This is a genomic window from Sphingomonas pituitosa NBRC 102491 (genome assembly GCF_001598435.1).
Classification (GTDB): Bacteria; Pseudomonadota; Alphaproteobacteria; order Sphingomonadales; family Sphingomonadaceae; genus Sphingomonas; species Sphingomonas pituitosa.
Window position 1 is genome coordinate 103,914 of sequence record NZ_BCYY01000005.1, and the last position, 21,420, is coordinate 125,333.

Genomic DNA, 21,420 nt, shown 5'->3' on the forward strand with positions numbered 1-21,420 from the left:
ACATTGTTTCGTGCCGAGACGCCGTAAGGGATTGCGCGGCCCGAGTTTGGGGCTAGGCTCGCGCCTTTACCAATTTGGGGGCGGCGCAACGTTCGCCGCGAAGGGGTCCATGCAATGATATTCGGGCGCGTAAAGCCTCTCGATGCCATTTTGGCGACAGCAGAAAAGAAATCGCTCCACCGCTCGCTCGGCGCCTTCCAGCTGACCATGCTGGGCATCGGCGCGGTGATCGGCACCGGCATCTTCGTGCTCACCGCCGAGGCCGCGCAAAAGGCCGGGCCGGGCATGATGATCTCGTTCGTGATCGCCGGCTTCGTCTGCGCGGTGGCCGCACTCTGCTACGCCGAAATGGCCGCGATGGTGCCGGTTTCGGGCTCCGCCTACACCTACAGCTACGCCGTGATGGGCGAGCTGGTCGCCTGGATGGTCGGCTGGGCGCTGATCCTCGAATATGCCATCGCGGCTGGGGCCGTCTCGGTCGGCTGGTCCGGCTATATGATGGGCTTCATCCAGCATAATTTCGGCATCGTCGTGCCGCTGCAGCTGATCCGCGGGCCGTTCGACGGCGGCATGATCAACCTGCCCGCGATGGCGGTCGCCGCGATCGTCACCGCGCTGCTGGTGAAGGGCACCAAGGAAAGCGCCTCGGTCAATGCGGTGCTGGTCGGCATCAAGATCCTCGCCCTGGCGATGTTCGTGGTGGTCACGCTGCCGGTGCTGAAGACCGGCCAGTTCACGCCGTTCGCGCCGCTCGGCTTCGCCGGCATCTCGGGTGCCGCGGCCTCGATCTTCTTCGCCTATGTCGGCTTCGACGCGGTCTCGACCGCGGCCGAGGAGACCAAGAACCCGCAGCGCAACATGCCGATCGGCCTGATCGGCAGCCTCGCGATCTGCACCATCTTCTACATGCTGGTCGCCTCGGGCGTGATCGGCACCGTCGGCGCGCAGCCGGTCCATGGTCCTGCCGGCGAAGTGCTGTCGCCCGGTACGCCGGCGCTGTCGCAGGCCTGCGCGGCGATGTCCGAGCAGGCGGTGGTCTGCTCGAAGGAAGCCCTCGCCTGGACGCTGCGTTCGATCGGCCATCCGTTCCTCGGCTGGCTGGTAGGTGCCGCGGCGATCATCGCGCTGCCCTCGGTCATCCTGATGATGATGTTCGGCCAGACCCGCATCTTCTTCGTGATGAGCCGCGACGGCCTGCTGCCCGAGTTCTTCTCGCGCGTGCACCCCAAGTGGCACACGCCGCACGTGATCACGGTCCTCACCGGCATCTTCGTGTCGCTGTTCGCTGCCTTCTTCCCCGTGGGCCTGCTGGCGGACGTGTCGAATTCCGGCACGCTGTTCGCCTTCGCCGCGGTGTCGATCGCGGTGCTGGTGCTGCGCCGGACCGATCCGAGCCGCCACCGCCCGTTCCGCACCCCGGCGATCATGGTGACCGCGCCGATCGCGATCGCGGGCTGCGCCTATCTGTTCATCAGCCTGTCGGGTCCCACGATCGCGCTGTTCTTCGGCTGGGCGGCGGTGGGCCTGGTGGTCTATTACGCCTATAGCCGTTCGCGCAGCCATGTCGGCCGCGGGCTGATCGACGTGCCGGAAACCGACGCCGATGCGCCGCCCCAGCCGGTGCCGCCGATCGGCGACGCGCACACGCCGGGCTACAAGGACGCCTGATCCCCGGATCGCAGCGGACAAATGAAAAGGGCCGGAGGAGCGATCCTCCGGCCCTTTTCATTTAGGCAGTGTCTAGTGTCCCCCTCACCCTTCCCACCGCCTTTGGCGGCGGGCCCCTTCCCTCTCCCACAAGGGGAGAGGGAGTTGGACCTACGCTCCCTCTCCCGTTGTGGGAGAGGGAGGGAGCCGCGAAGCGGCGGAAGGGTGAGGGGGAGGTCGCTTGGCTCAGCCCACCTTGGCAGCGGCGAGCGCCTTCAGGTCCTTTTCCGCGCGCGCGCCATAATGCTGGATGATCTCCGCCGCGCAGATCGCGCCCAGGCGGAGCGAGTCTTCCAGGCCCTTGCCCTGCGCCTGGCCGTGCAGGAAGCCGGCGGCGAACATGTCGCCCGCGCCGGTGGTGTCGACCAGCGCCGAAATCGGCTCGGCGGGAACTTCGACCCGCTCGTCGCCCTGGAGGGCCATCGCACCCTTCTCGCTGCGGGTGACCACGAGTAGCGGCACCTTGCCATGGATGTGCTGCACCGCCGCTTCGAAATCCTCATGCGCGCACAGCGCCAGCAGCTCGGCCTCGTTCGCGAACAGGATGTCGATCAGCCCGTCCTCGATCAGCTTGCGGAAATCGTCGCCGTGGCGCGAGATGCAGAACACGTCGGAGAGGGTGAAGGCGACCTTGCGGCCGGCGGCGCGGGCGATGTCGATCGCCTTGCGCATCGCGGCGCGCGGCTCTTCCGGATCCCACAGATAGCCTTCGAGATAGAGGATCGCGCCATTGGCGATCATCGTCTCGTCCAGCGCCGTGGCGGGCAGGAACTGCGAGGCACCAAGGAAGGTGTTCATCGTGCGCTGGCCGTCCGGCGTCACGAAGATCAGGCAGCGCGCGGTGGTCGGCTGGCCCGGGCGGACGGCGGTGTCGAAATGCACGCCCGCCGCGCGGATGTCGTGCGCGAAGACGCCGCCGAGCTGGTCGTCGGCGACCTGGCCGATGAACGCTGCCTTCCCGCCGAGCGCGGCGATGCCCGCCACGGTGTTCGCCGCCGAGCCGCCGGAAACCTCGCGGCCCGGGCCCATCTTGGCGTAGAGCGCGTCGGCCTCTTCGGGCGAAAACATCAGCTGCATCGAACCCTTGGGCACGCCGATCGAATCGATGAAGGCGTCGTCGGCCTGGGCGAGGATGTCGACGATGGCATTGCCGATCGCGACCACGTCAAAGCTGGGATTGGTCAAGGTTTGGGGCTCCAATTGAATTGGCGTCGCCGTAGAGAGAGGCCGCAAAGAGTGCAACCAAGGGAAAGCCGTTTGAACGCCATGCGTATCGCCAAGCCGTCCGCGCCGTTCGTCGCGTTGCTGCTCGCCGCCTGTTCGGGCACGGTGCCGAGCGCGCGCCCGGCCGGGCCGCTGCCCGTGCCGGGCCGGGTGCCGGTGCCCGATCAGCCGGCGAACCTCGCGCCGGTGCGCGGGCTCAGCGCGCCGCAGTTGATCGCCCGATTCGGCCAGCCGCGGCTCGACGTGAGCGAAGGCAAGGGCCACAAGCTGCAGTTCGTCGGCCCGATCTGCGTGCTCGACGCCTATCTCTATCCGCCCGAGCGCGGCAACGGGGCGGCGACCGTCACCTGGGTCGACGCCCGCCAGCGCGACGGAAGCCCGCTCGACCAGGCGAGCTGCGTCGCGGCGCTGACCAAGCGGAAGTAAGGGCGGCGTTCTGCCGCGCAACAAATCCACCGCCATTCCCGCGAAGGCGGGAATCCATTTGCCGGGCCGCTGGGAAAATGAACCACACCATCAGCGCCAATGGATCCCCGCCTCCGCGGGGATGACGTTTTCTTAAGCCGTGTCGGCTTCTCCGCCTCCACTGGCAAATAGCGATCTATGGCAGCAGGATCGTCGACCCCGTCGTCTGGCCGCCTTCGATCGCGCGGTGCGCTTCCGCCGCATCCTGCAGCGCGAACCGCTGGCCGATCTCCGGCTTTACCGCGCCGTTCTCCAACATCGCGAACAGCCGCGCGGCACCGGCGGCGCGCTCTTCGGCCGTGACGTAATAGTCGAACAGCTTCGGCCGGGTGACGAACAGCGAGCCATGCTGGTTGAGCGTGGCCAGCTTCACGCCCTCCACCGATCCGCTGGCATTGCCATAGCTGATGATCAGCCCGCGTCGCGCGGTCGCCGCCAGCGAGGCCTCCCAGGTCGCCTTGCCGATGCCGTCGAGCACCACCGGCACGCCGGCGCCGCCGGTGATCTCGCGCACCCGCGCGCCGACATCGTCCTGCCGCGAGAGCAGCACATGGTCGCAGCCGACCGCGCGCGCCTTGTCCACCTTGGCCTGGTGGCCGACCGTACCGATCACCGTGGCGCCGATCGCCTTCAGCCACGCCACCGCGATCTGGCCGACGCCGCCGGCGGCGCTGTGGACCAGCACGGTCATGCCCGGCTGCACCTTGGCGGCGCGCTCGATCATGAACTCGACGGTGCAGCCCTTGAGCAGCACCGCGGCGGCGGTTTCGCTGCTGATCTCCTCGGGCAGCTTGAACAGACTGTCGGCCTTGAGGTTGCGCGCCGTGGCGTAGGAACCGAGCGCCGGCCCGAAGGTCGCCGCGCGGTCGCCGACCGCGAAGCCGGTGACGCCCTCACCCACCGCCTCGATCACCCCCGCACCCTCGACGCCGATGCCCGAGGGCAGCTGCGCCGGGTACACGCCGGTGCGGTGATACACGTCGATGAAATTGAGCCCCGCGGCCTCGGTGCGCAGCCGCACTTCGCCGGGGCCGGGTTCGGGCAGATCGACCTCGACCCACTGCAGGACTTCGGGGCCGCCGGTCTGCTCGAAGCGAATCATCTGTTCCATGGAAACTCCATCTCTCAATGCACCGGCCAGACGGCCATGATCAGTCCTGTGCCGACGATCAAGACGAGCAACGACAGCGGCGCCCCCAATCGCGCATAATCGCCGAACCGGTAGCCGCCCGGCCCCATCACCAGCGTGTTGCACTGGTGGCCGATCGGCGTGAGGAAGTCGCAGCCCGCGCCCACCGCCGTCGCCATCAGGAACGCTTCGGGCCGATAGCCGAGCTCGCCCGCAAAGGTCGCGGCGATCGGGGCCATCACCAGCACGGTCGCGGCGTTGTTGAGGAACGGCGTCACCGCCATTGCCGCCGCGAGGATCAGCGCGACCGCGCCCCAGGGCGGCAGCGTCGCGGCGAGATGGCCGAGATTATCGCCAATCACCTTGCTGGCGCCGGTGGTGCGCAGCGAATCACTGACCGGGATCAGCGCCCCGAGCATCACCAGGATCGGCCATTCGATATGCTCATAGGCCTCGCGCACCGGCAGCGCGCCGAGCAGGATGGTGAGCCCCGCCGCCGCGAAGAACGCGACCGCCACGGGCACATAGCCGGTCGCCGTCGCCGCCATCGCGACGGCGAGGATCGCGAGCGGCAACAGGCCTTTCCGCGCGCTCCCCAGCCGCAACTCGCGCTGGGCGAGCGGCAGGCAGCCGAGTTCGCCCAGCCGCTCGAACAACAGGTCGAGCGGGCCCTGCAGCACGATCACGTCGCCCGCGCGCAGCTCGATATCGCCGAGCCGGGCGGACAGCCGCTCGCCCTGGCGCGACACCGCGATCAGGTTGACGCCGAACCGCTCGTGCAAGCCGAGCCGCCCGGCTGTGCGGCCGATCAGGGTCGAGTCGGTGCCGATCACCGCCTCGATCACCCCGACTTCGCCGGTGCTGCCGTCGGGCTGGGCGCGGTCCTGCCCCTCCAGCAGCAGCGCGTCGGTGGCGATCACCCGCTCGAGATCGTCGGGCGCGCCGGTGAGGATCAGCACGTCTTCGGCGCGAAGATGGTTGTCGGGAAACGGCGTGCTGCGGATGCCGCCGCGCAGGATGGTGGTGACCGCCACGGCGTGATCGTGCCGCTCGCGGAATGCCGAAACGGTTTCGCCGACTGCCGCAGAACCTTCGGGCACCGCAGCTTCGGTCATGTAATCCTCGATGTCCATCGCCTCGCCCAGCGTCGGCGCGGCGCGGCGATCGCGCGGGATCAGCCGATAGGCGAAGCGCAGGAAGACCAGGCCGACCAGGGTCAGCCCCAGGCCCACGGGCGCATAGTCGAACATGCCGAACGGCTTGCCCATCATCTCCTCGCGCACCCGGCTGACGATGATGTTGGGCGAGGTGCCGATCAGCGTGATCAGCCCGCCGAGCAGCGAGGCGAACGACATCGGCATCAGGAAGGTGGCGGGCGAGGCCTTGGAGCGCTTGGCCATCTGGAACGCGACCGGCATCATCATCGCCAGCGCGCCGATATTCTTGACCAGCGCCGAGGCGAAGCCGACGCTGGCGGCGAGCAGCAGCAACTGCGATCGCACCCGCGTCACCCGCCGCTGGAGCAGCAGCATCGCCCGCTCGATCACGCCCGAGCGCTGCACGGCGGCGGATAGCACGAGCGCCGAGGCGACGATGATGACGATGTCGTCGGAAAAGCCGGTGAACGCCTCCTTCGGCTTCACCACCCCCACCGCCAGCGCGGCGAGCAGCGCCAGCACCGCGACCATGTCGTAGCGGAGCTTCCCCCAGACGAAGAGCAGCATCATGCCGGCCAGCACGACGAGCGACAGAATCTGGGGAGTGGTCAAACGGACCTCGCAAAAGGAGTGCGAGGATGGAACGCGGTGGAGGAATGTTAGGTCCGGCCGATACCTCCTGCCCGCTTGCGGGACGGGAACGAAAAAGCGGACGAAACCTAGTGGACCGTCCCCAGCACCTTGGGCACGGAGAGCAGCACCACCAGCCGTTCGATCTGGCGCCAGCGACAGAAATGGACGACGTTGCCGAGATCGCGGCTCGCCTCGGCACGCGCCGCGGCTTCGCCGCAGGCTGCGTGGCCGAAGCGCCGAATCAGATCCGCCGCGTCGTGCACTTCGTCCCGATCGCTCAGATAGGGATAGACGTCCATTGCAACTCCAACACAAGGGCGAGCCCCCTAGCCCGTGCCAGCCTGATACGCCCGTTTCCCTTCCCCTCCGGTGGACGATGCTGGTGAACGATCGGGAAACCATGCGTCGGGGTGGCGCAGGGCGCGAAATTGTGGCAAGGGGCCCCATGCAGTCCACCTCCTCGCGCTCGCCGATGGCCGGCGGCTTCCTGTTGACGGCGAGTATTCTCGTCGGCGCAGTGGCCGGAGCCCTACGCGGACAAGCGACGACGGGGCTGCTGGCCGGACTGGCGGTGGGGCTTGCCCTCACGCTCGCCGTCTGGCTCATCGATCGCGCGCGAGGTTAGAGGGGCGCGCCTGCCAATGTCGTACGGGCTTGCGGTGCGCCGCGCGTAGCCCCATTTTTTAGGGTCTCAATGTCTATTTCGAATCTCCCGACGCGCCTCGCCGAGGCGCTGGAACAGCGTGGCTATTCCACGCTGACCCCGGTCCAGTCCGCCGTCCTGGAAGAGCAGGCCGCCGGGCGCGACCTGATCGTCTCCGCCCAGACGGGCTCTGGCAAGACCGTCGCCTTCGGCCTCGCCATGGCACCGGAACTGCTCGGCGATGCCGAGATGCTGCCGCCCGCCGGCGCACCGCTCGCCCTGATCATCGCGCCGACGCGTGAGCTCGCGCTGCAGGTCAGCCGCGAGCTGATCTGGCTGTACGGCCCGGCCGGCGCGCGCGTCGCCACCTGCGTCGGCGGCATGGACGCCTCCAAGGAGCGTCGCACGCTCAACCACGGCGCGCACATCGTCGTCGGCACCCCCGGCCGTCTGCGCGACCATCTCGAGCGCGGCGCGCTCGACCTCTCCAGCCTGCGCGCCGCCGTGCTCGACGAGGCGGACGAGATGCTCGACATGGGCTTCCGCGAGGAGCTCGAAGCGATCCTCGACGCGACGCCCGAAGGCCGCCGCACGCTGCTGTTCTCGGCGACGATGCCGCGCCCGATCGTGGCGCTCGCCAAGCGCTACCAGCGCAACGCCTTCCAGATCGCCACCAAGAGCGACGATCGCGGCCACGGCGACATCGCCTATCAGGCGGTCACGGTCGCCCCGGCCGATATCGAGCATGTCGTGATCAACCTGCTGCGCCTGCACGAGGCGGAGACGGCGATCCTGTTCTGCGCCACGCGCGACAATGTCCGCCATCTCCACGCCAGCCTGATGGAGCGCGGCTTCGCGGCCGTCGCACTCTCCGGCGAGCATTCCCAGTCCGAGCGCAACCATGCGCTGCAGGCGCTGCGCGATCGTCGTGCGCGCGTCTGCGTCGCTACCGACGTCGCCGCGCGCGGCATCGATCTGCCGACGCTGACGCTCGTCGTCCACGTCGAACTGCCGCGCGATGCCGAGACGCTGCAGCACCGTTCGGGCCGTACCGGTCGCGCCGGCAAGAAGGGCACCGCGGTCCTGATCGTCCCCTATCCGCGCCGCCGCCGCGTCGAGCAGATGCTGCAGGGTGCGCGCATTCCGGCCGTGTGGATCGAAGCGCCGACCGTCGACCAGATCCGTGCTGCCGATCGCGAGCGCCTGATCGCCGCGCTGCTCCAGCCGATCGAGACCGACGAGGAGGACGTGGCACTGGCCGAGCGCCTGCTCGCCGAGAAGACCCCGGCCGAAATCGCCGCCGCGCTGGTCCGCGCGCACCGCTCGCAGCTGCCCGAGCCCGAGGAACTGATCGAAGCGACCCCCGAGGCGCGCCGCGCTGCGCAGCAGGAGCGTCATCGCCCCGGCTTCGACGACACGGTGTGGTTCCGCATGGATATCGGCCGTCGCCAGAATGCCGATCCGCGCTGGATCCTGCCGCTGATCTGCCGCCGTGGCCACATCACCCGCAACGAGGTCGGCGCGATCCGCATCGCGGCGAACGAGACGCACTTCCAGATCCCGGCTCCGCTGGCAGCGAAGTTCGCGGCAGCGGTCGACAAGTTCGCGCGCACCGCGGGCGACGACGACGACGGCATCCGCATCGAGGCCGCCCAGGGTGCGCCGCAGCCGTCGGCGCGTGCCGATGGCCCGGTGCGTCGCGGTCCGCCGTCGAACCGCGGCAACGGCGCCGGCCCCAAGCCGAGCTTCCGCAAGGGCCCGCCGCGCGGGCGCTGAGGTAACGACGCTCCCCTTCCCATCGCGGAGAGGGGGAGCCGCCGGCTTCTCATTCAAGCTGTCAGCCCGGCGAAAGCCGGGATCCATTCGCTACTCCGCCACCGCAGGAGCCGAACCGGCGACCCCAATGTATTCCGGCTTTCGCCGGAATGACGGGGGCAAGGTCGGCCGCTATTCCGCCCGGTGGCGCTTCCTGCCGTCGAGCGCCGAGAGCACCCCGCGCAGCGTCCGCACTTCCTGGCTCGACCAGCGTGGCTTGGTAAGCAGGGTTCGCAGCGTCCGCTTGGTCGACGGCACCCGGTCGGGCGGGAAATAATAGCCCGACTCGTCCAGCATCGCATCGAGCTGGCCAATCATCCCGTCCAGTTCCTCCTGCGGGGCCGGCGGCTCCAGGTCGACCAAAGGCGGGCTTTCCAGCCCGACATGCTTCGACCATTCATAGGCGACCAGGATCACCGCCTGGGCCAGGTTCAGCGACCCGAATTCGGGGTTGATCGGCACGGTGATGATCGTGCGGGCGAGCGCCACATCGTCAGTCTCCAGCCCCGAGCGTTCCGGCCCGAACAGGATCGCGCTGCGCGTCGGCGCGCCGTGGATCTCGCGCGCGGCAACCTCGGGCGTCACCACCGGCTTGGTCACGCCACGCTTGCGCACCGTGGTGGCATAGACGTGCGTGCAATCCGCCACCGCATCGGCGACGCTCTCGAACAGCTGCGCCTTTTCGAGCACGATGTCGGCGCCGCTCGCCGCCGGCCCGGCCGAGGGATTCGGCCAGCCGTCGCGGGGGGAAACCAGCCGCATCTCGGTCAGCCCGAAGTTGAGCATGGCGCGCGCGGCCTTGCCGATATTCTCGCCCAGCTGCGGGCGGACGAGCACGATCACGGGGGAATTCAACTTTTGCCGACCTCGCTGACGTTACCGGCGAATTCCTCGAAATCCTTCGCCTCGCGGAAATCCTTATACACGCTGGCGAAGCGGATATAGGCCACCGAATCGAGACCCTTGAGCGCCTCCATCACCAGCGCACCGATGCGCTGCGAGGGGATTTCGCTATCGCCCGTCGTTTCCAGCTGGCGCTGGATGCCGGAGACCAGCCGCTCGATCTGCGCCGGCTGGATCGGGCGCTTGCGGCAGGCTGTGGAGACCGAACGCATCAGCTTCTCGCGCTCGAACGGCTCGCGGCGCCCCTCGATTCCATTGGCGCCGCTCTTCACGACCGTCAGGTCGCGCAGCTGGATGCGCTCGAAGGTGGTGAAGCGCGCGCCGCACGCCTCGCACTGCCGGCGCCTGCGGATCGCCGCCCCGTCGTCGGTGGGGCGGCTATCCTTTACCTGGCTGGCTTCATTCGAACAGAATGGGCAGCGCACTTAGCCGCCGTAGATCGGGAAGCGTTCGCACAGCGTGCGGACGCGGGCCTTCACATCGGCCTCGACCGCGGCGTCGCCCGCCTCGCCCTTGGTGCGCAGGCCCTCGAGCACGTCGGCGACCATATTGCCGATCTCGCGGAACTCGGCCGGGCCGAAGCCGCGGGTGGTGCCCGCCGGCGAACCGACGCGGATGCCGCTGGTCTTCATCGGCGGCAGCGGATCGTTGGGGATGCCGTTCTTGTTGCAGGTGATCGCCGCGCGCTCGAGCGCCTCGTCGGCGTCCTTGCCGGTCACGCCCAGCGGGGTGAGGTCGACCAGCGCGAGGTGCGTGTCGGTGCCGCCCGAAACGAGGTTCGCACCGCGCTCCTTCAGCGTCGCCGCCAGCACCTTGGCGTTCTCGACGACCGCCGCGGCATAGCTCTTGAACTCCGGCTGCAGCGCCTCGCCGAACGCGACCGCCTTGGCGGCGATCACGTGCATCAGCGGGCCACCCTGCAGCCCCGGGAACACCGCCGAGTTGATCTTCTTCGCGATCGCCTCGTCATTGGTCATGATCATGCCGCCGCGCGGACCGCGCAGCGTCTTGTGCGTGGTGGTGGTGACGACATGCGCATGGCCGAACGGCGTCGGGTGCACGCCGCCGGCGACCAGGCCGGCGAAGTGCGCCATGTCGACCATGAACATCGCGCCGACCTCGTCCGCGATCGCGCGGAAGCGGGCGAAGTCGATCTGGCGCGGATAGGCCGAACCGCCGGTGATGATCAGCTTCGGCTTGTGCTCACGGGCGAGCGCTGCGACCTGGTCATAGTCGATCAGGTGATCGTCCGGGCGCACGCCGTACTGGACCGCGTTGAACCACTTGCCGCTCATCGCCGCGCGGGCGCCGTGGGTCAGGTGGCCGCCGGCATCGAGGCTGAGGCCGAGGATCGTGTCGCCGGGCTTGGTCAGCGCGAGCATCACCGCACCGTTCGCCTGCGCGCCCGAGTGCGGCTGGACGTTGGCGAAGCCGCAATTGAACAGCTGCTTGGCGCGATCGATCGCCAGCTGCTCCACCTCGTCGGACGGGTGGCAGCCCTGGTAGTAGCGCTTGCCGGGATAGCCCTCGGCGTACTTGTTGGTGAACACCGAGCCCTGCGCCTCGAGCACCGCCTTGGAGACGATGTTTTCCGAGGCGATCAGTTCGATCTGATACTGTTCGCGCGCCATTTCGTGCTCGACGCCGGCGAACACCGCCGGATCGACTTCGGCGAGCGTTTTGGTGAAGAAGCCATCCGGCTGCAGGCCTGCCGTAACGGGGTTGGTGCTCATGCGGGGCTCCTTTCGGGGTTGCTCAGCTTCTCGACGCGGCGCTGGTGCCGGTCGCCGAGGAAAGCCGTTTCGAGAAAACTGGTGACGCAGGCCTTGGCCATTTCGATGCCGATCAGCCGCGCGCCAAGTGCGATGACATTGGCATCGTTGTGCTGGCGCGCAAGGCTGGCCGAAAGCGGCTCGGATACGAGCGCGCAGCGCGCCGCGGGGTTGCGGTTGACGGCAATCGAGATCCCGATGCCCGATCCGCACAGCGCCACGCCGAAAGTCGCCTCACCCGCTTCGATCGCGTTGCCGAGGCGGAATCCATAATCCGGATAGTCGACGCTCTCCGGGCCGTTCGTACCCAGGTCGAGCACGTCATGACCGGCTGCGCGCAACCAATCGGCGAGTTCTGCCTTCAGTTCGTACGCGGCGTGATCCGACGCGAGGGCGATGCGATGTGACATGGCGCGCCCTCTACGCGCGTGTGCGCCCGCTGGCTAGACACCCAGGAGACCATATGCCGAAGACTCTGTCCCTTCTGTTGCCTGCCCTCGCGCTGGGCCTCGCCGCCTGCTCGCCGAACACCGAGGACCGCGTCGACAATTCGCTCGATCGGGCAAGCGACTCGGCGAGCAACGCAGCGGATCGCATCGGCGCCCAGATCGAGAACCGTCTCGACAAGGCCGGCAAGGCAATCCGCGAGGGGGCCGACGATACCGGCGACGCCTTGGCCAACGGCGTGGACCGCACCGGCGACGCAATCGACGACGCAGCGCATTGAGCGAATGCCCCCTCCCGCCTGCGGGAGGGGGATTGATCACGCCGCTGCCCGCTTCGTCCGCTTCGGGCTGCCCGACTTGAGCACACCGCGCCGGAACAGCCGCGCCGCGATCGTCAGCGTGATCGCCACCCACAGCGCGTGCCAGGCGAAGGCGAGCGCGTGCGGCCACAGATCGGGCGCGTTCGCCGCCCGCGCCGCCATCGCCATCGGTGAGCTGAACGGCACGATCTCGGCCGCGATCGCCACCCAGCTCTCGGGATTGCCGGCGGCGTAGGAGGCCATGCCGAACATCGCGAACTGGAAGATGGTGATCGGCAGCGAAAGCATCTGGATCTCGCGCTGGGTCGAGGCGAGCGCGCCCACGCCCAGGAACACCGCGCTCTGCAGCAGATAGGCCATGACGAAATAGCCGATCAGCAGCAGCGGGAAGATCGGCCCCACCGCCACGCTCAGGCTCGACAGCACCCCCGCCGCGTCGCCCGGCAGCAGCCGCGGCAGGTTGGCGATCAAGGTACCCCAAAAGGCCACGAACAGCAGCGCTGACCCGAACGCCCCCAGCAGCTTGCCGAAGAACACGCTCTCCAGCGGCACCGCCGCAGCGAGGATCTCGATCACCTTGTTCGACCGCTCCTCGGCCATCGCGCCGACGGCCTGTCCGGAAAGCATCAGCGTGACGAGGAAGATGGCGAAGGTGGAGAAATAGGCCGCCTGCCCCCGCCCGCTGACGGTCGGCGCGTCGCGGATGACGGTCTCGAACCGCGGCGTGCTGCGGGTGCCGGGCGCATGTTCCGCCCGCAGCGTCTGCACGGCCAGTGCAGCAAGATACCGCCCCTCGGCTTCGGCCCCGGCGCTGCGCAGCACCGTCGGATGATCGAGCGGGCCGTAGAGCACTGCTGCAGCCTCGATCGTATCGGAATCGAACAGAGTGCGCGCCTGCCGCGCCGGCTCTGCCTCCGGCTTTTCCAGCCGCAGCCCTGGCCGCGCAGAGTCTCTCGTAAAGACGCTGCGGAGCTCCCGATCGGCGGTGCGCAAGGCATCATGCTGACCCGGCGGGGCAATGGCGACGATCTGCTGCCGCGCCTCGCCGGCACTGCTCGCCGCCTGGCCGCTAAGCCCTCCGATCACGCCGAAGCCGATCATCAGCAGCGGACTTAGCAGGAAGAGCAGGAAGGTCGGCGTCATCACGGTCGCGGTGAGGTCGCGCCGCGCAATGGTGAGCGCCTGGCGGAGGAAGCGCGGCATCATGCGATCGTCTCCGGCTGATCGGCCAGCGCCTCGGCTCCGACGATGCGGACAAAGGCGTCGTGCAGCCCCGGCCGCTCGATCGACAGGCCGGAAATGCCGTGCCCGGCATCGATCAGCCGGACGAGCAGCGCCTCGATGCCGCCATCGGGCACGGTAAAGCGCCAGCTTCCGCCCTCGCGCACCGCATCGGCCGGCAGCATCGCGGCGATCGCATCGGCATCATGGTGCGGCGTGTAGCGGGCGCGAAGTGGCAGCAGCGCGCGCGCATCGTCCACTGTGCCCTCGAATCGCACCCTGCCCCCGGCGATCACCGAGATCCGCTCGCACAGCCGCTCGGCGTGCGCCATGACATGGGTGGAGAAGAGGATCGTGGCCCCGCGATCGCGCTGGCCGCGAATCAGCAGTTCCAGTCGCTCCTGGTTGACGGGGTCGAGCCCAGAAAAGGGTTCGTCGAGCACCAGCAGTTCGGGTTCGTGCACCACCGATCCCAGCAGCTGGACCAGCTGCGCCATGCCCTTGGAGAGCTTGCGGATCTTGTCGTCGGCGGCGTGACCGAGCCCGGCGCCTTCCAGCAGCTCGCCCGCACGCTTGCGGCCGGTGGCCCAGGGCAACCCCCGCAGCGCACCCATGAAGGCGATCGCCTCCCGGCACTTCATATTGGGGTAGAGGCCGCGCTCCTCGGGGAGATAGCCGACATGGTCGCTCATGTCGCGCGGATGGCGGCTGCCGAGCAGCGTGCGCTCGCCTTCGTCGGGCTCGATGATGCCGAGCAGCATGCGCAGCGTCGTGGTCTTGCCTGCGCCGTTGGGGCCGAGCACGCCGTAGATGAGGCCCTTGGGCACGGCGATGCCGACACCGTCGACGGCGCGCCGCTCGCCGAAACGCTTGACCAGCCCGGAGGCACTGACGGCGAGTTCCTGCACTTTGCCTCCCCCTTGCGATCCCAACGTGGTAGCGGGTGCGCGTGCGGCAAGACAAGTCCATCGCAGAAAGGCTGAAGGCAAAGGCGGCGGAGATCGGCTTCGCGGCGTGTGGCATTGCGCATGCCGATGCCGCGCCGCAAACCGCCGCGCGGCTGCGCCAATGGCTGGACGAGGGTGCGCATGGCGACATGCTGTGGATGGAGGAACGTGCCGAGCAGCGCGGCAGCCCGAAAGGCCTGTGGCCGGAGGTGCGCTCCGTGATCGCGCTCGGCATGAGCTACGCCCCCGCCACCGACCCGCTGGCGCTGGCGAGCGAAAGCGAGGTCGGCCGCATCTCGGTCTATGCGCAGGGGGCCGATTATCACGACGTGGTCAAGCGCCGGCTGAAGGAGCTCGCGCGCTGGCTGGTGGCCGAGGCGCCGGGCGCGGACGTGAAGGTGTTCGTCGATACCGCGCCGGTGATGGAAAAGCCGCTGTCCGAAGCCGCCGGACTCGGCTGGCAGGGCAAGCACACCAATCTGGTGAGCCGCAGCCATGGCAGCTGGCTGTTCCTCGGCGCGATCTACACGACGCTCGACCTGGCATCGGATGGCCCGAGCGGCGGCGGTTGCGGCAGCTGCGACGCCTGCCAGACCGCCTGCCCCACCAACGCCTTCCCCTCGCCGTACCGCATCGATGCGCGCCGCTGCGTCTCCTACCTGACGATCGAGAACAAGGGGCCGATCCCGCTCGCCTTCCGCGAAGCGATCGGCAACCGCATCTATGGCTGCGACGATTGCCTGGCGGTGTGCCCGTGGAACAAGTTCGCCGCCGCCGCGCAGGCGAACCTTGCCTTCCATCCCCGCGCCGAGCTGACCGTGCCCTATCTCGCCGATCTGCTGGCGCTGGACGATGCCGGCTTCCGCGCGGTCTTCGCGGGCTCGCCGATCAAGCGGATCGGCCGCGACCGGATGGTGCGCAATTGCCTGATCGCTGCCGGGAACAGCGGCAGCGCGCGGCTGGTGCCGCCGGTGCTGGCGCTGCTCGACGATCCCGCCCCGGTCGTGCGCGGCGCCGCCATCTGGGCGCTGGCGCGGTTGGACCAGGCCCGCTGGCAGGAAGCGCGCGTCGCCCGTGCCGGCGGGGAAGCCGATCCGCAGGTTGGTGCGGAGTGGGACGGGCTTGACTCCCCCGCCCCTCCCCGCTAGGCGCGCCCCTTCGCAATTGGCTCCGCACCCCGGTGAAGCGGCAGCCCTGCGCTTTTCTCACAAGAGAAGCACAGGCGAAACCGGGATCGCGATCAGGACGGTTCGCCGCCCGGGTCAACGTCACAGCAATTGGTAAAGGATTTTATATGTCGAAGCGCTCCAGCGCCAAGCATAAGCTCGATCGCCGCATGGGCGAAAACATCTGGGGTCGTCCGAAGTCCCCGGTGAATAAGCGCGAATACGGCCCGGGTCAGCACGGCCAGCGCCGCAAGGGCAAGATGTCGGACTTCGGCATCCAGCTGCGCGCCAAGCAGAAGCTCAAGGGCTATTACGGCGACATCACCGAGAAGCAGTTCAAGCGCTCGTACGAGGACGCTTCGAAGATGAAGGGCGACACCGGTCAGAACCTGATCGGCCTGCTCGAGCAGCGCCTCGACATGATCGTCTACCGCGCCAAGTTCGCGCCGACGATCTTCGCGGCCCGCCAGCTGGTCAACCACGGCCACGTCCGCGTCGACGGCGAGAAGTGCAACATCGGTTCGCGTCGCATCAAGCCGGGCCAGGAAATCAGCCTGAGCGGCAAGGCACAGGAAATGGCGCTGGTCATGGAAGCGCAGAGCCTCGCCGAGCGCGACATCCCCGACTATGTCGCTCCGGACGGCGCGGCGAAGGTCACCTTCACCCGCGTGCCGACGCTCGACGAAGTGCCGTACCCGGTGAAGATGGAACCGAACCTGGTCGTCGAGTTCTACTCGCGCTAATTCGGCTTCCTTGCGGAACGAGAAACGGGGCGGTCCTTCGGGGCCGCCCTTTTTCGTTGTGCGGTTCGCCGCGAATCCGCAGAACGGGCGCACCAGGAGGAATTCCATGCGCTTCTCGTTGCTTGCCCTTGCCTTGCTCTCGACCACTGCCGCCGCCCAGGCGCAGACCAACGCCCCCGCTCTCTCGCTCGACACGCTGAAGACCGTTACCGAGACATTGTCGTCCGACGCGTTCGAGGGGCGCAAGCCGACCAGCGCGGGCGAGGACAAGACGATCGCCTATCTGATCGAGCGTTTCCAGAAGGCCGGCCTCAAGCCCGGCAACAAGGGCCAGTGGGTGCAGGACGTGCCGCTGGTCGAACTCAGCGTACAGGCGCCCAGCAAGCTTGCCTTCACCGGCGGCAAGACGCCGGTATCGCTCGCCTATGGCAGCGAGGCGGTGTTCTCCACCTACCGCGTCACCCCGAAGATCGACCTCAGGGACAGCGAGGTCGTGTTCGTCGGCTACGGCATCAACGCGCCCGAGCGCGGCTGGAACGACTATGCCGGCCTCGACGTGAAGGGAAAGACGGTCGTCATCCTGATCAACGATCCCGACTGGCAGACGATGAGCCTCGACGGCCCGTTCGGCGGGCGGGCGATGACCTATTATGGCCGCTGGACCTACAAATATGAGGAAGCCGCCCGCCAGGGTGCGGCCGGCGCGATCATCATCCACGATACCGAGCCGGCGGCCTATGGCTGGGGCGTGGTGGAGAGCAGCTGGGGCGGCCCCAAGCTGGAGCAGGACACGCCCGGCGACCACGCCGACCAGTCGCAGCTGATCGGCTGGATCCAGCAGGATGCCGCACGCGCGCTCTTCGCCAGCGCCGGCAAGGACTATGCCGCGCTGGTCGAGGCGGCAAAGCGCAAGGGCTTCAAGGCCGTGCCGCTGGGGGTGAAGGCCTCGGCGAGCTTCGGCGTCGGCATCAAGCGCCAGGCATCGAAGAACGTCGTCGGCATCCTGCCCGGCACGGCGCGACCCAACGAGGTCGTGCTGTTCTCGGCACACTGGGACCATCTCGGCCGCTGCAAGCCGGTGAACGGCGACGACATCTGCAACGGCGCAGTCGACAACGCCACCGGCACCGCCGGGCTTGTCGCACTCGCCGAAGCCAATGCCAAGGCAGGCCCGGCCAAGCGCAGCATGGTGTTCCTGGCGGTGACCGCCGAGGAACAGGGGCTGATCGGCTCTCAATATTATGCGGAGCACCCGGTCTATCCGCTGGCGAAGACCGTGGGCGGCGTGAACATGGACGGGCTCAACATCCACGGCAAGGCGAAGGATTTCGTGCTGGTCGGCGCGGGCAAGTCCGAGCTGGAGACGCTGGTGAAGCCGCTGGTCGCCGCCGAGGGCCGCGTGATCGGCATCGAGTCGACGCCGGAAAAGGGCAGCTACTATCGCTCCGACCATTTCAGCTTCGCCAAGCTCGGCGTGCCGATGCTCTATGGCGAGAGCGGCGACGATCTGGTGGTGGGCGGCAAGGCGGCAGGCGCCAAGGCGGCGGAAGACTATACCGACCAGCGCTACCACAAGCCGCAGGACGAATATGATCCCAAGTGGAACTGGGACGGCGCGCTGTCGGACCTGCGGATCTATTATGGTCTCGGGCGCGAACTGGCCGAGGGCAGCAACTGGCCCAACTGGTTCAAGGACGCCGAATTTCGCAGCATTCGCGACAAGGCGCGGGCGGGGCAGTAAGGCGACCCGCCCTTACCCCATTTCCGTCATCCCGGCGAAAGCCGGGATCCATTGGGGTCCCCGTCGCGGCTCCTGCTGATACCGAGCGGCGAATGGATCCCGGCTTTCGCCGGGATGACGGCCGTAGGGATGGAAAGATGCTCGGCCTTTTCCCTGTCACCAGACAGGTCTAAAGCCCGCGGCATGACTCGTACCCCTCCCCCCGAATGGGCGCCGCACGACGCGGTCTGGATCGGCTTCCCCAGCCATGGCGACCTCTGGGTCGAAGACCTCGAGCCCGCCCGCGAGGAAGTGATAGCCTTCGCCCGCGCCGTCCATGCCGAAGGTCGCGGCGAGCGCGTGATCCTCGTCGCCGCCGATGAAGCCGCCGCCGAAGCCGCCAGGGCGATGGCCGGCGACGCCGCCGAGGTCGTGACCGAGCGGTTCGGCGACATCTGGCTGCGCGACACCGCCGGCATCGTCACCGGCGACGGTGTCGCGCAGGATTTCGGCTTCAACGGCTGGGGCGGCAAGTACGACCTGGAAGGCGACGACACGATCGGCGCCCGTCTCGCCGCCCACCGCAAGCTTCCGACCCGTGCACATGGCTGGGTGCTCGAAGGCGGCGCGATCGACGGCGACGGCACCGGGCTTTGCGTCACGACCGAGCAGTGCCTGCTCAACCCCAACCGCAACCCGGAACTCGATCGGGCCGCGATCGAGGCCAAGCTGGCGGCAGACCTCGGCTACAGCCGCGTGCTGTGGCTGGGCGAAGGGCTCGCCAACGACCATACCGACGGCCATGTCGACAATCTCGCCCGCTTCGTCGGCCCCAACCGGCTGCTGATCCCGACCCCGACCGAAGACGATCCCAATGCGGCGATCTATGCCGATGCGGTCGCGCGGGCCGAGGCGTTCGGCGTCGATATCGTCCGCATGCCGTCCCCCGGCGCGGTGATGGACGAGGATGATGAAGCGATCCCGGCCAGCTACATGAACTTCTACATCGGCAACGCCGCGGTGGTGGTGCCGCTCTACGGCCAGCCCAATGACGACGCGGCGATCGAGACGCTGAAGGACCTGTTCCCGGGCCGAACGATCATCGGCCAGCGGGCGGATCACATCCTCACCGGCGGTGGCAGCTTCCACTGCATTTCGCAGCAGATCCCGACGATCGGATGACCGCCTTCGCCGTCCGCGCGCTGCTCTCCGGGTTGATCATCGCCGCCGTGGCGATGATCGCCCGGCGCAGTCCCGCGTTCGGCGCGCTGGTCGCGTCGCTGCCGCTGATCTCGCTGCTCGGGGTCGTGTGGCTGTGGCGCGACACCCACGACACGGTGCGGGTGGCAGACCATCTCCAGGCAACCTTCTGGTACGTCCTGCCCTCGCTGCCGATGTTCCTGCTGGTGCCGGCGCTGCTGCGCGGGGGGACGGGCTTCGCGCCCGCCCTGCTAGCCGGCATCGTGCTGACGATCCTGCTGTACTTGCTGACCGCGGCTGCACTCGCCCGCTTCGGCATCACGCTCTGAGCCGCTCGCGGTCTATCAGAAGCTCGACCACTCCTCCGCCTCGCGCGTCATCGCGCGGACCGCGGCGGCGGGCAACGGCCGCGCCTCGGCGGGCGGCGTCGCGAACCTGCCCTGGAGCGACTCGCCGCCGCCCGACACGCGGAACCTGGACGCCTGGTCGCTGAGCAGCCGCGTCTCGTTCGACAGGTTACGCGCCGCCGCCGAAGTTTCCTCGACCATCGCCGCGTTCTGCTGGGTCGCGCTGTCCATGGTGTGGACCGCCGTCGTCACCTGCACGATCGCGGCGGCCTGGGCATTGTTGTCGGTGGCCATGCCGCCGAGCAACTGGTGGACCTGCGCAACGTCCTCCGAGATGTTCGAAAGCGCACCATCGACCTTCTGCACCGCCTCCACGGCGGTGCCGATTTCGGATTGGGTGACGGTCAGCTGGTCGCGGGCGCGCTTGGCTTCTTCCTCGGCGCGCATCGCCAGCGCGGACACCAAGTCCGCGACCACGGCGAAGCCACGGCCGGCCTCGCCGGCACGCCCCGCCTCCACCGCGGCGTTCATCGCCAGCACGCGCGTCTGGAAGGCAATCTTGTCGAGCCCTTCGATAACGCTGTCGATGCCTTTGGCACTGTCTGCCACCCGGCCCATCGCCTGCACCGCCTCGTCGGTGATGGCGCGGCCGCCCTCGACCGTCCGGATCGCGCCATTGGCCCGCTCGACCGTGTTGCCCGCGGCGGCAGCGGTCGCCTTCAGCCGGCCATCGATCTCACCGACCGACGACGAGGTTTCAGCAAGCGAGGCCGCCGTGCTTTCGGTGCGGCGGGCAAGATCTTCGGAGGCGCGCGCGATCTCGACCGAGCCGCTGCTGATGCCCTTTGCACTCTGGATCACGGTGCCGATCAGCGTGCGCAGATTGTCCAGCGCCTCGTTGAAGTTGCTCTTCAGCTCGGCATAGGCCGGCGGGAAATGGGCAGTGACCGGGCGGGTGAGATCCCCCGCCTTGAGCGCTGCCAGACTGTCGCGGAGCGCACTGGTGACGGTGGTCTGCTCGGCGGCGGCAGCGGCGGCGCGGTCGCGCTCCTTGGCGATCGCGGCGTTCAGGAAGCTGTCGACCGAACGGGTGATGTCGCCGATCTCGTCCTGCTGCTCCAGATGCGGCAGCGTCGCCTCGCCGGACGAGCGGCCGAGTTCAACAATGATCTGCGCGAGCCGCCGAATGGGCGCGATCACCTTGTGGGTGATGGTGAGGAACGAGACGACCAGTACCGCGCCCGCCAGGAGCCCCAGCGCCGCCATCCACAGGCGCGCAAGGCCGGCGGCCGCCTGCGCCTCGGTGGCGACCGATTCTGAAATCTTGATCTGCAGGTCGACCAGCTGGTTGATCGATTCCGACACCGGATCGATGGCGGGGTAGAGCTCGTTGCGGACAAACCCGTCCAGCGCTGCGGCATCGCCGGCGCGCAGGATCCCGCTCAACCGATCGACCTTGTCGTCGGCGACCTTCATGCGCGATTCCGCCTCGGCCGCGAGCTTGCTTTCCTCGCCGGCGATCTCGGTCTGGCGATAGGCTGCCCAGGCCTTGTGCAGCTCCGCGCTACCCTCCGCGACATTCCTGGTCGCGTCGGGGAAACCGATATTGCCGTTGCGCGCCTTGTGCGCCGTATCGACGATCTGCACCGCATAGCGGTCCGCGACCACTTTCAGCTGGCGCAGCGGCATTACGCGATCGGCGAGCAGCGTCGACAGCGCCCGCTCGCTGGAGCGGGCGGACCAATAGCCCACGCCGACCAGCAACAGCGTGGCGACACCGAACAGTGCAAGGCAACCGAGGAGTTTCTGCTTAATCGTCATGAATGCGTCTCATGCAGGAGGCCGATCGACGGAGCCGGGCG

21 protein-coding genes are annotated in these 21,420 nt (G+C 68.3%); 10 read left to right on the forward strand and 11 right to left on the reverse strand.

Annotated features, from left to right (window positions below; genetic code table 11):
* Positions 1 to 114: 114 nt before the first annotated feature.
* A complete protein-coding gene (locus SPI01S_RS06675; protein WP_066720075.1) occupies positions 115 to 1,668 on the forward strand; it encodes an amino acid permease in 1,554 nt (517 codons plus the stop codon).
* Positions 1,669 to 1,893: 225 nt separating this feature from the next.
* On the opposite strand, the gene SPI01S_RS06680 is transcribed toward SPI01S_RS06675, so the two are convergent.
* Entirely contained in the window at positions 1,894 to 2,892 is a 999-nt protein-coding gene (locus SPI01S_RS06680) for an adenosine kinase (protein ID WP_066720078.1), read from the reverse strand.
* An 81-nt stretch (positions 2,893 to 2,973) separates the two neighbouring features.
* On the opposite strand from SPI01S_RS06680, the gene SPI01S_RS06685 reads away from it, so the two are divergent.
* On the forward strand, positions 2,974 to 3,357 hold the full coding sequence (locus tag SPI01S_RS06685) for a hypothetical protein (protein WP_084253299.1): 384 nt from the start codon (positions 2,974 to 2,976) through the stop codon (positions 3,355 to 3,357).
* Positions 3,358 to 3,532: 175 nt separating this feature from the next.
* Here the strand turns inward: SPI01S_RS06685 and SPI01S_RS06690 are convergent, their stop codons facing one another.
* The 3 genes from SPI01S_RS06690 to SPI01S_RS06700 all read right to left on the reverse strand — a co-directional run bounded on the left by SPI01S_RS06690 (position 3,533) and on the right by SPI01S_RS06700 (position 6,614).
* Positions 3,533 to 4,507 carry a quinone oxidoreductase family protein gene (locus SPI01S_RS06690; RefSeq protein ID WP_066720082.1) on the reverse strand — a complete coding sequence of 325 codons (975 nt, stop codon included), beginning with the start codon at positions 4,505 to 4,507 and terminating at the stop codon, positions 3,533 to 3,535.
* A 14-nt stretch (positions 4,508 to 4,521) separates the two neighbouring features.
* Positions 4,522 to 6,294 (reverse strand): SLC13 family permease, encoded by a 1,773-nt coding sequence (locus tag SPI01S_RS06695; protein ID WP_066720091.1) that lies wholly within the window; start codon positions 6,292 to 6,294, stop codon positions 4,522 to 4,524.
* A 107-nt stretch (positions 6,295 to 6,401) separates the two neighbouring features.
* Positions 6,402 to 6,614, reverse strand: coding sequence for a hypothetical protein (locus SPI01S_RS06700; RefSeq protein ID WP_066720093.1), 213 nt, complete (start codon positions 6,612 to 6,614; stop codon positions 6,402 to 6,404).
* 146 nt (positions 6,615 to 6,760) lie between these two features.
* Here SPI01S_RS06700 and SPI01S_RS06705 point away from each other — a divergent pair, with 146 nt between their 5' ends.
* Positions 6,761 to 6,940, forward strand: coding sequence for a hypothetical protein (locus SPI01S_RS06705; protein WP_066720095.1), 180 nt, complete (start codon positions 6,761 to 6,763; stop codon positions 6,938 to 6,940).
* Between the two features lie 69 nt (positions 6,941 to 7,009).
* Complete coding sequence (locus SPI01S_RS06710; protein ID WP_066720098.1) at positions 7,010 to 8,734, forward strand: DEAD/DEAH box helicase; 1,725 nt, start codon at positions 7,010 to 7,012, stop codon at positions 8,732 to 8,734.
* Between the two features lie 171 nt (positions 8,735 to 8,905).
* On the opposite strand, the gene SPI01S_RS06715 is transcribed toward SPI01S_RS06710, so the two are convergent.
* From SPI01S_RS06715 to rpiB, 4 genes are read right to left on the reverse strand one after another with little or no spacing between them, the layout of a single operon-like run.
* Complete coding sequence (locus SPI01S_RS06715) at positions 8,906 to 9,628, reverse strand: RNA methyltransferase (protein WP_066720101.1); 723 nt, start codon at positions 9,626 to 9,628, stop codon at positions 8,906 to 8,908.
* Positions 9,625 to 10,101 carry a transcriptional regulator NrdR gene (gene nrdR, locus SPI01S_RS06720; RefSeq protein ID WP_066720104.1) on the reverse strand — a complete coding sequence of 159 codons (477 nt, stop codon included), beginning with the start codon at positions 10,099 to 10,101 and terminating at the stop codon, positions 9,625 to 9,627. Before nrdR ends, SPI01S_RS06715 begins: the two co-directional genes overlap by 4 nt.
* A complete protein-coding gene (gene glyA, locus SPI01S_RS06725) occupies positions 10,102 to 11,409 on the reverse strand; it encodes a serine hydroxymethyltransferase (protein WP_066720111.1) in 1,308 nt (435 codons plus the stop codon).
* Positions 11,406 to 11,858 (reverse strand): ribose 5-phosphate isomerase B, encoded by a 453-nt coding sequence (gene rpiB / locus SPI01S_RS06730; RefSeq protein WP_066720113.1) that lies wholly within the window; start codon positions 11,856 to 11,858, stop codon positions 11,406 to 11,408. Before rpiB ends, glyA begins: the two co-directional genes overlap by 4 nt.
* Positions 11,859 to 11,911: 53 nt before the next feature.
* Between rpiB and SPI01S_RS06735 the strand changes: the two genes are divergently transcribed.
* Positions 11,912 to 12,175: a hypothetical protein gene (locus SPI01S_RS06735; protein ID WP_066720115.1), complete on the forward strand. Its 264-nt coding sequence runs from the start codon at positions 11,912 to 11,914 to the stop codon at positions 12,173 to 12,175.
* A 36-nt stretch (positions 12,176 to 12,211) separates the two neighbouring features.
* Here SPI01S_RS06735 and SPI01S_RS06740 read toward each other — a convergent pair whose 3' ends face one another.
* Positions 12,212 to 13,420, reverse strand: a complete 1,209-nt coding sequence (locus tag SPI01S_RS06740; protein ID WP_157084587.1) for an ABC transporter permease — start codon at positions 13,418 to 13,420, stop codon at positions 12,212 to 12,214.
* Positions 13,417 to 14,343 (reverse strand): ABC transporter ATP-binding protein, encoded by a 927-nt coding sequence (locus SPI01S_RS06745; RefSeq protein ID WP_066720118.1) that lies wholly within the window; start codon positions 14,341 to 14,343, stop codon positions 13,417 to 13,419. The genes SPI01S_RS06740 and SPI01S_RS06745 overlap by 4 nt, the downstream gene beginning before the upstream one ends.
* 41 nt (positions 14,344 to 14,384) lie before the next feature.
* Between SPI01S_RS06745 and queG the strand changes: the two genes are divergently transcribed.
* From queG to SPI01S_RS06770, 5 genes are all read left to right on the forward strand, one after another.
* Positions 14,385 to 15,530 carry a tRNA epoxyqueuosine(34) reductase QueG gene (queG, locus tag SPI01S_RS06750; protein ID WP_066720240.1) on the forward strand — a complete coding sequence of 382 codons (1,146 nt, stop codon included), beginning with the start codon at positions 14,385 to 14,387 and terminating at the stop codon, positions 15,528 to 15,530.
* A 146-nt stretch (positions 15,531 to 15,676) separates the two neighbouring features.
* Entirely contained in the window at positions 15,677 to 16,291 is a 615-nt protein-coding gene (rpsD, locus tag SPI01S_RS06755; protein ID WP_066720121.1) for a 30S ribosomal protein S4, read from the forward strand.
* Positions 16,292 to 16,397: 106 nt separating this feature from the next.
* A complete protein-coding gene (locus SPI01S_RS06760; protein ID WP_066720124.1) occupies positions 16,398 to 18,032 on the forward strand; it encodes a M28 family metallopeptidase in 1,635 nt (544 codons plus the stop codon).
* Positions 18,033 to 18,215: 183 nt separating this feature from the next.
* Positions 18,216 to 19,193, forward strand: a complete 978-nt coding sequence (locus SPI01S_RS06765) for an agmatine deiminase family protein (RefSeq protein WP_066720127.1) — start codon at positions 18,216 to 18,218, stop codon at positions 19,191 to 19,193.
* A complete protein-coding gene (locus tag SPI01S_RS06770) occupies positions 19,190 to 19,540 on the forward strand; it encodes a DUF3147 family protein (RefSeq protein WP_066720130.1) in 351 nt (116 codons plus the stop codon). The genes SPI01S_RS06765 and SPI01S_RS06770 overlap by 4 nt, the downstream gene beginning before the upstream one ends.
* Before the next feature lie 15 nt (positions 19,541 to 19,555).
* On the opposite strand, the gene SPI01S_RS06775 is transcribed toward SPI01S_RS06770, so the two are convergent.
* Positions 19,556 to 21,379 carry a methyl-accepting chemotaxis protein gene (locus SPI01S_RS06775; protein ID WP_066720133.1) on the reverse strand — a complete coding sequence of 608 codons (1,824 nt, stop codon included), beginning with the start codon at positions 21,377 to 21,379 and terminating at the stop codon, positions 19,556 to 19,558.
* Between the last annotated feature and the right edge of the window lie 41 nt (positions 21,380 to 21,420).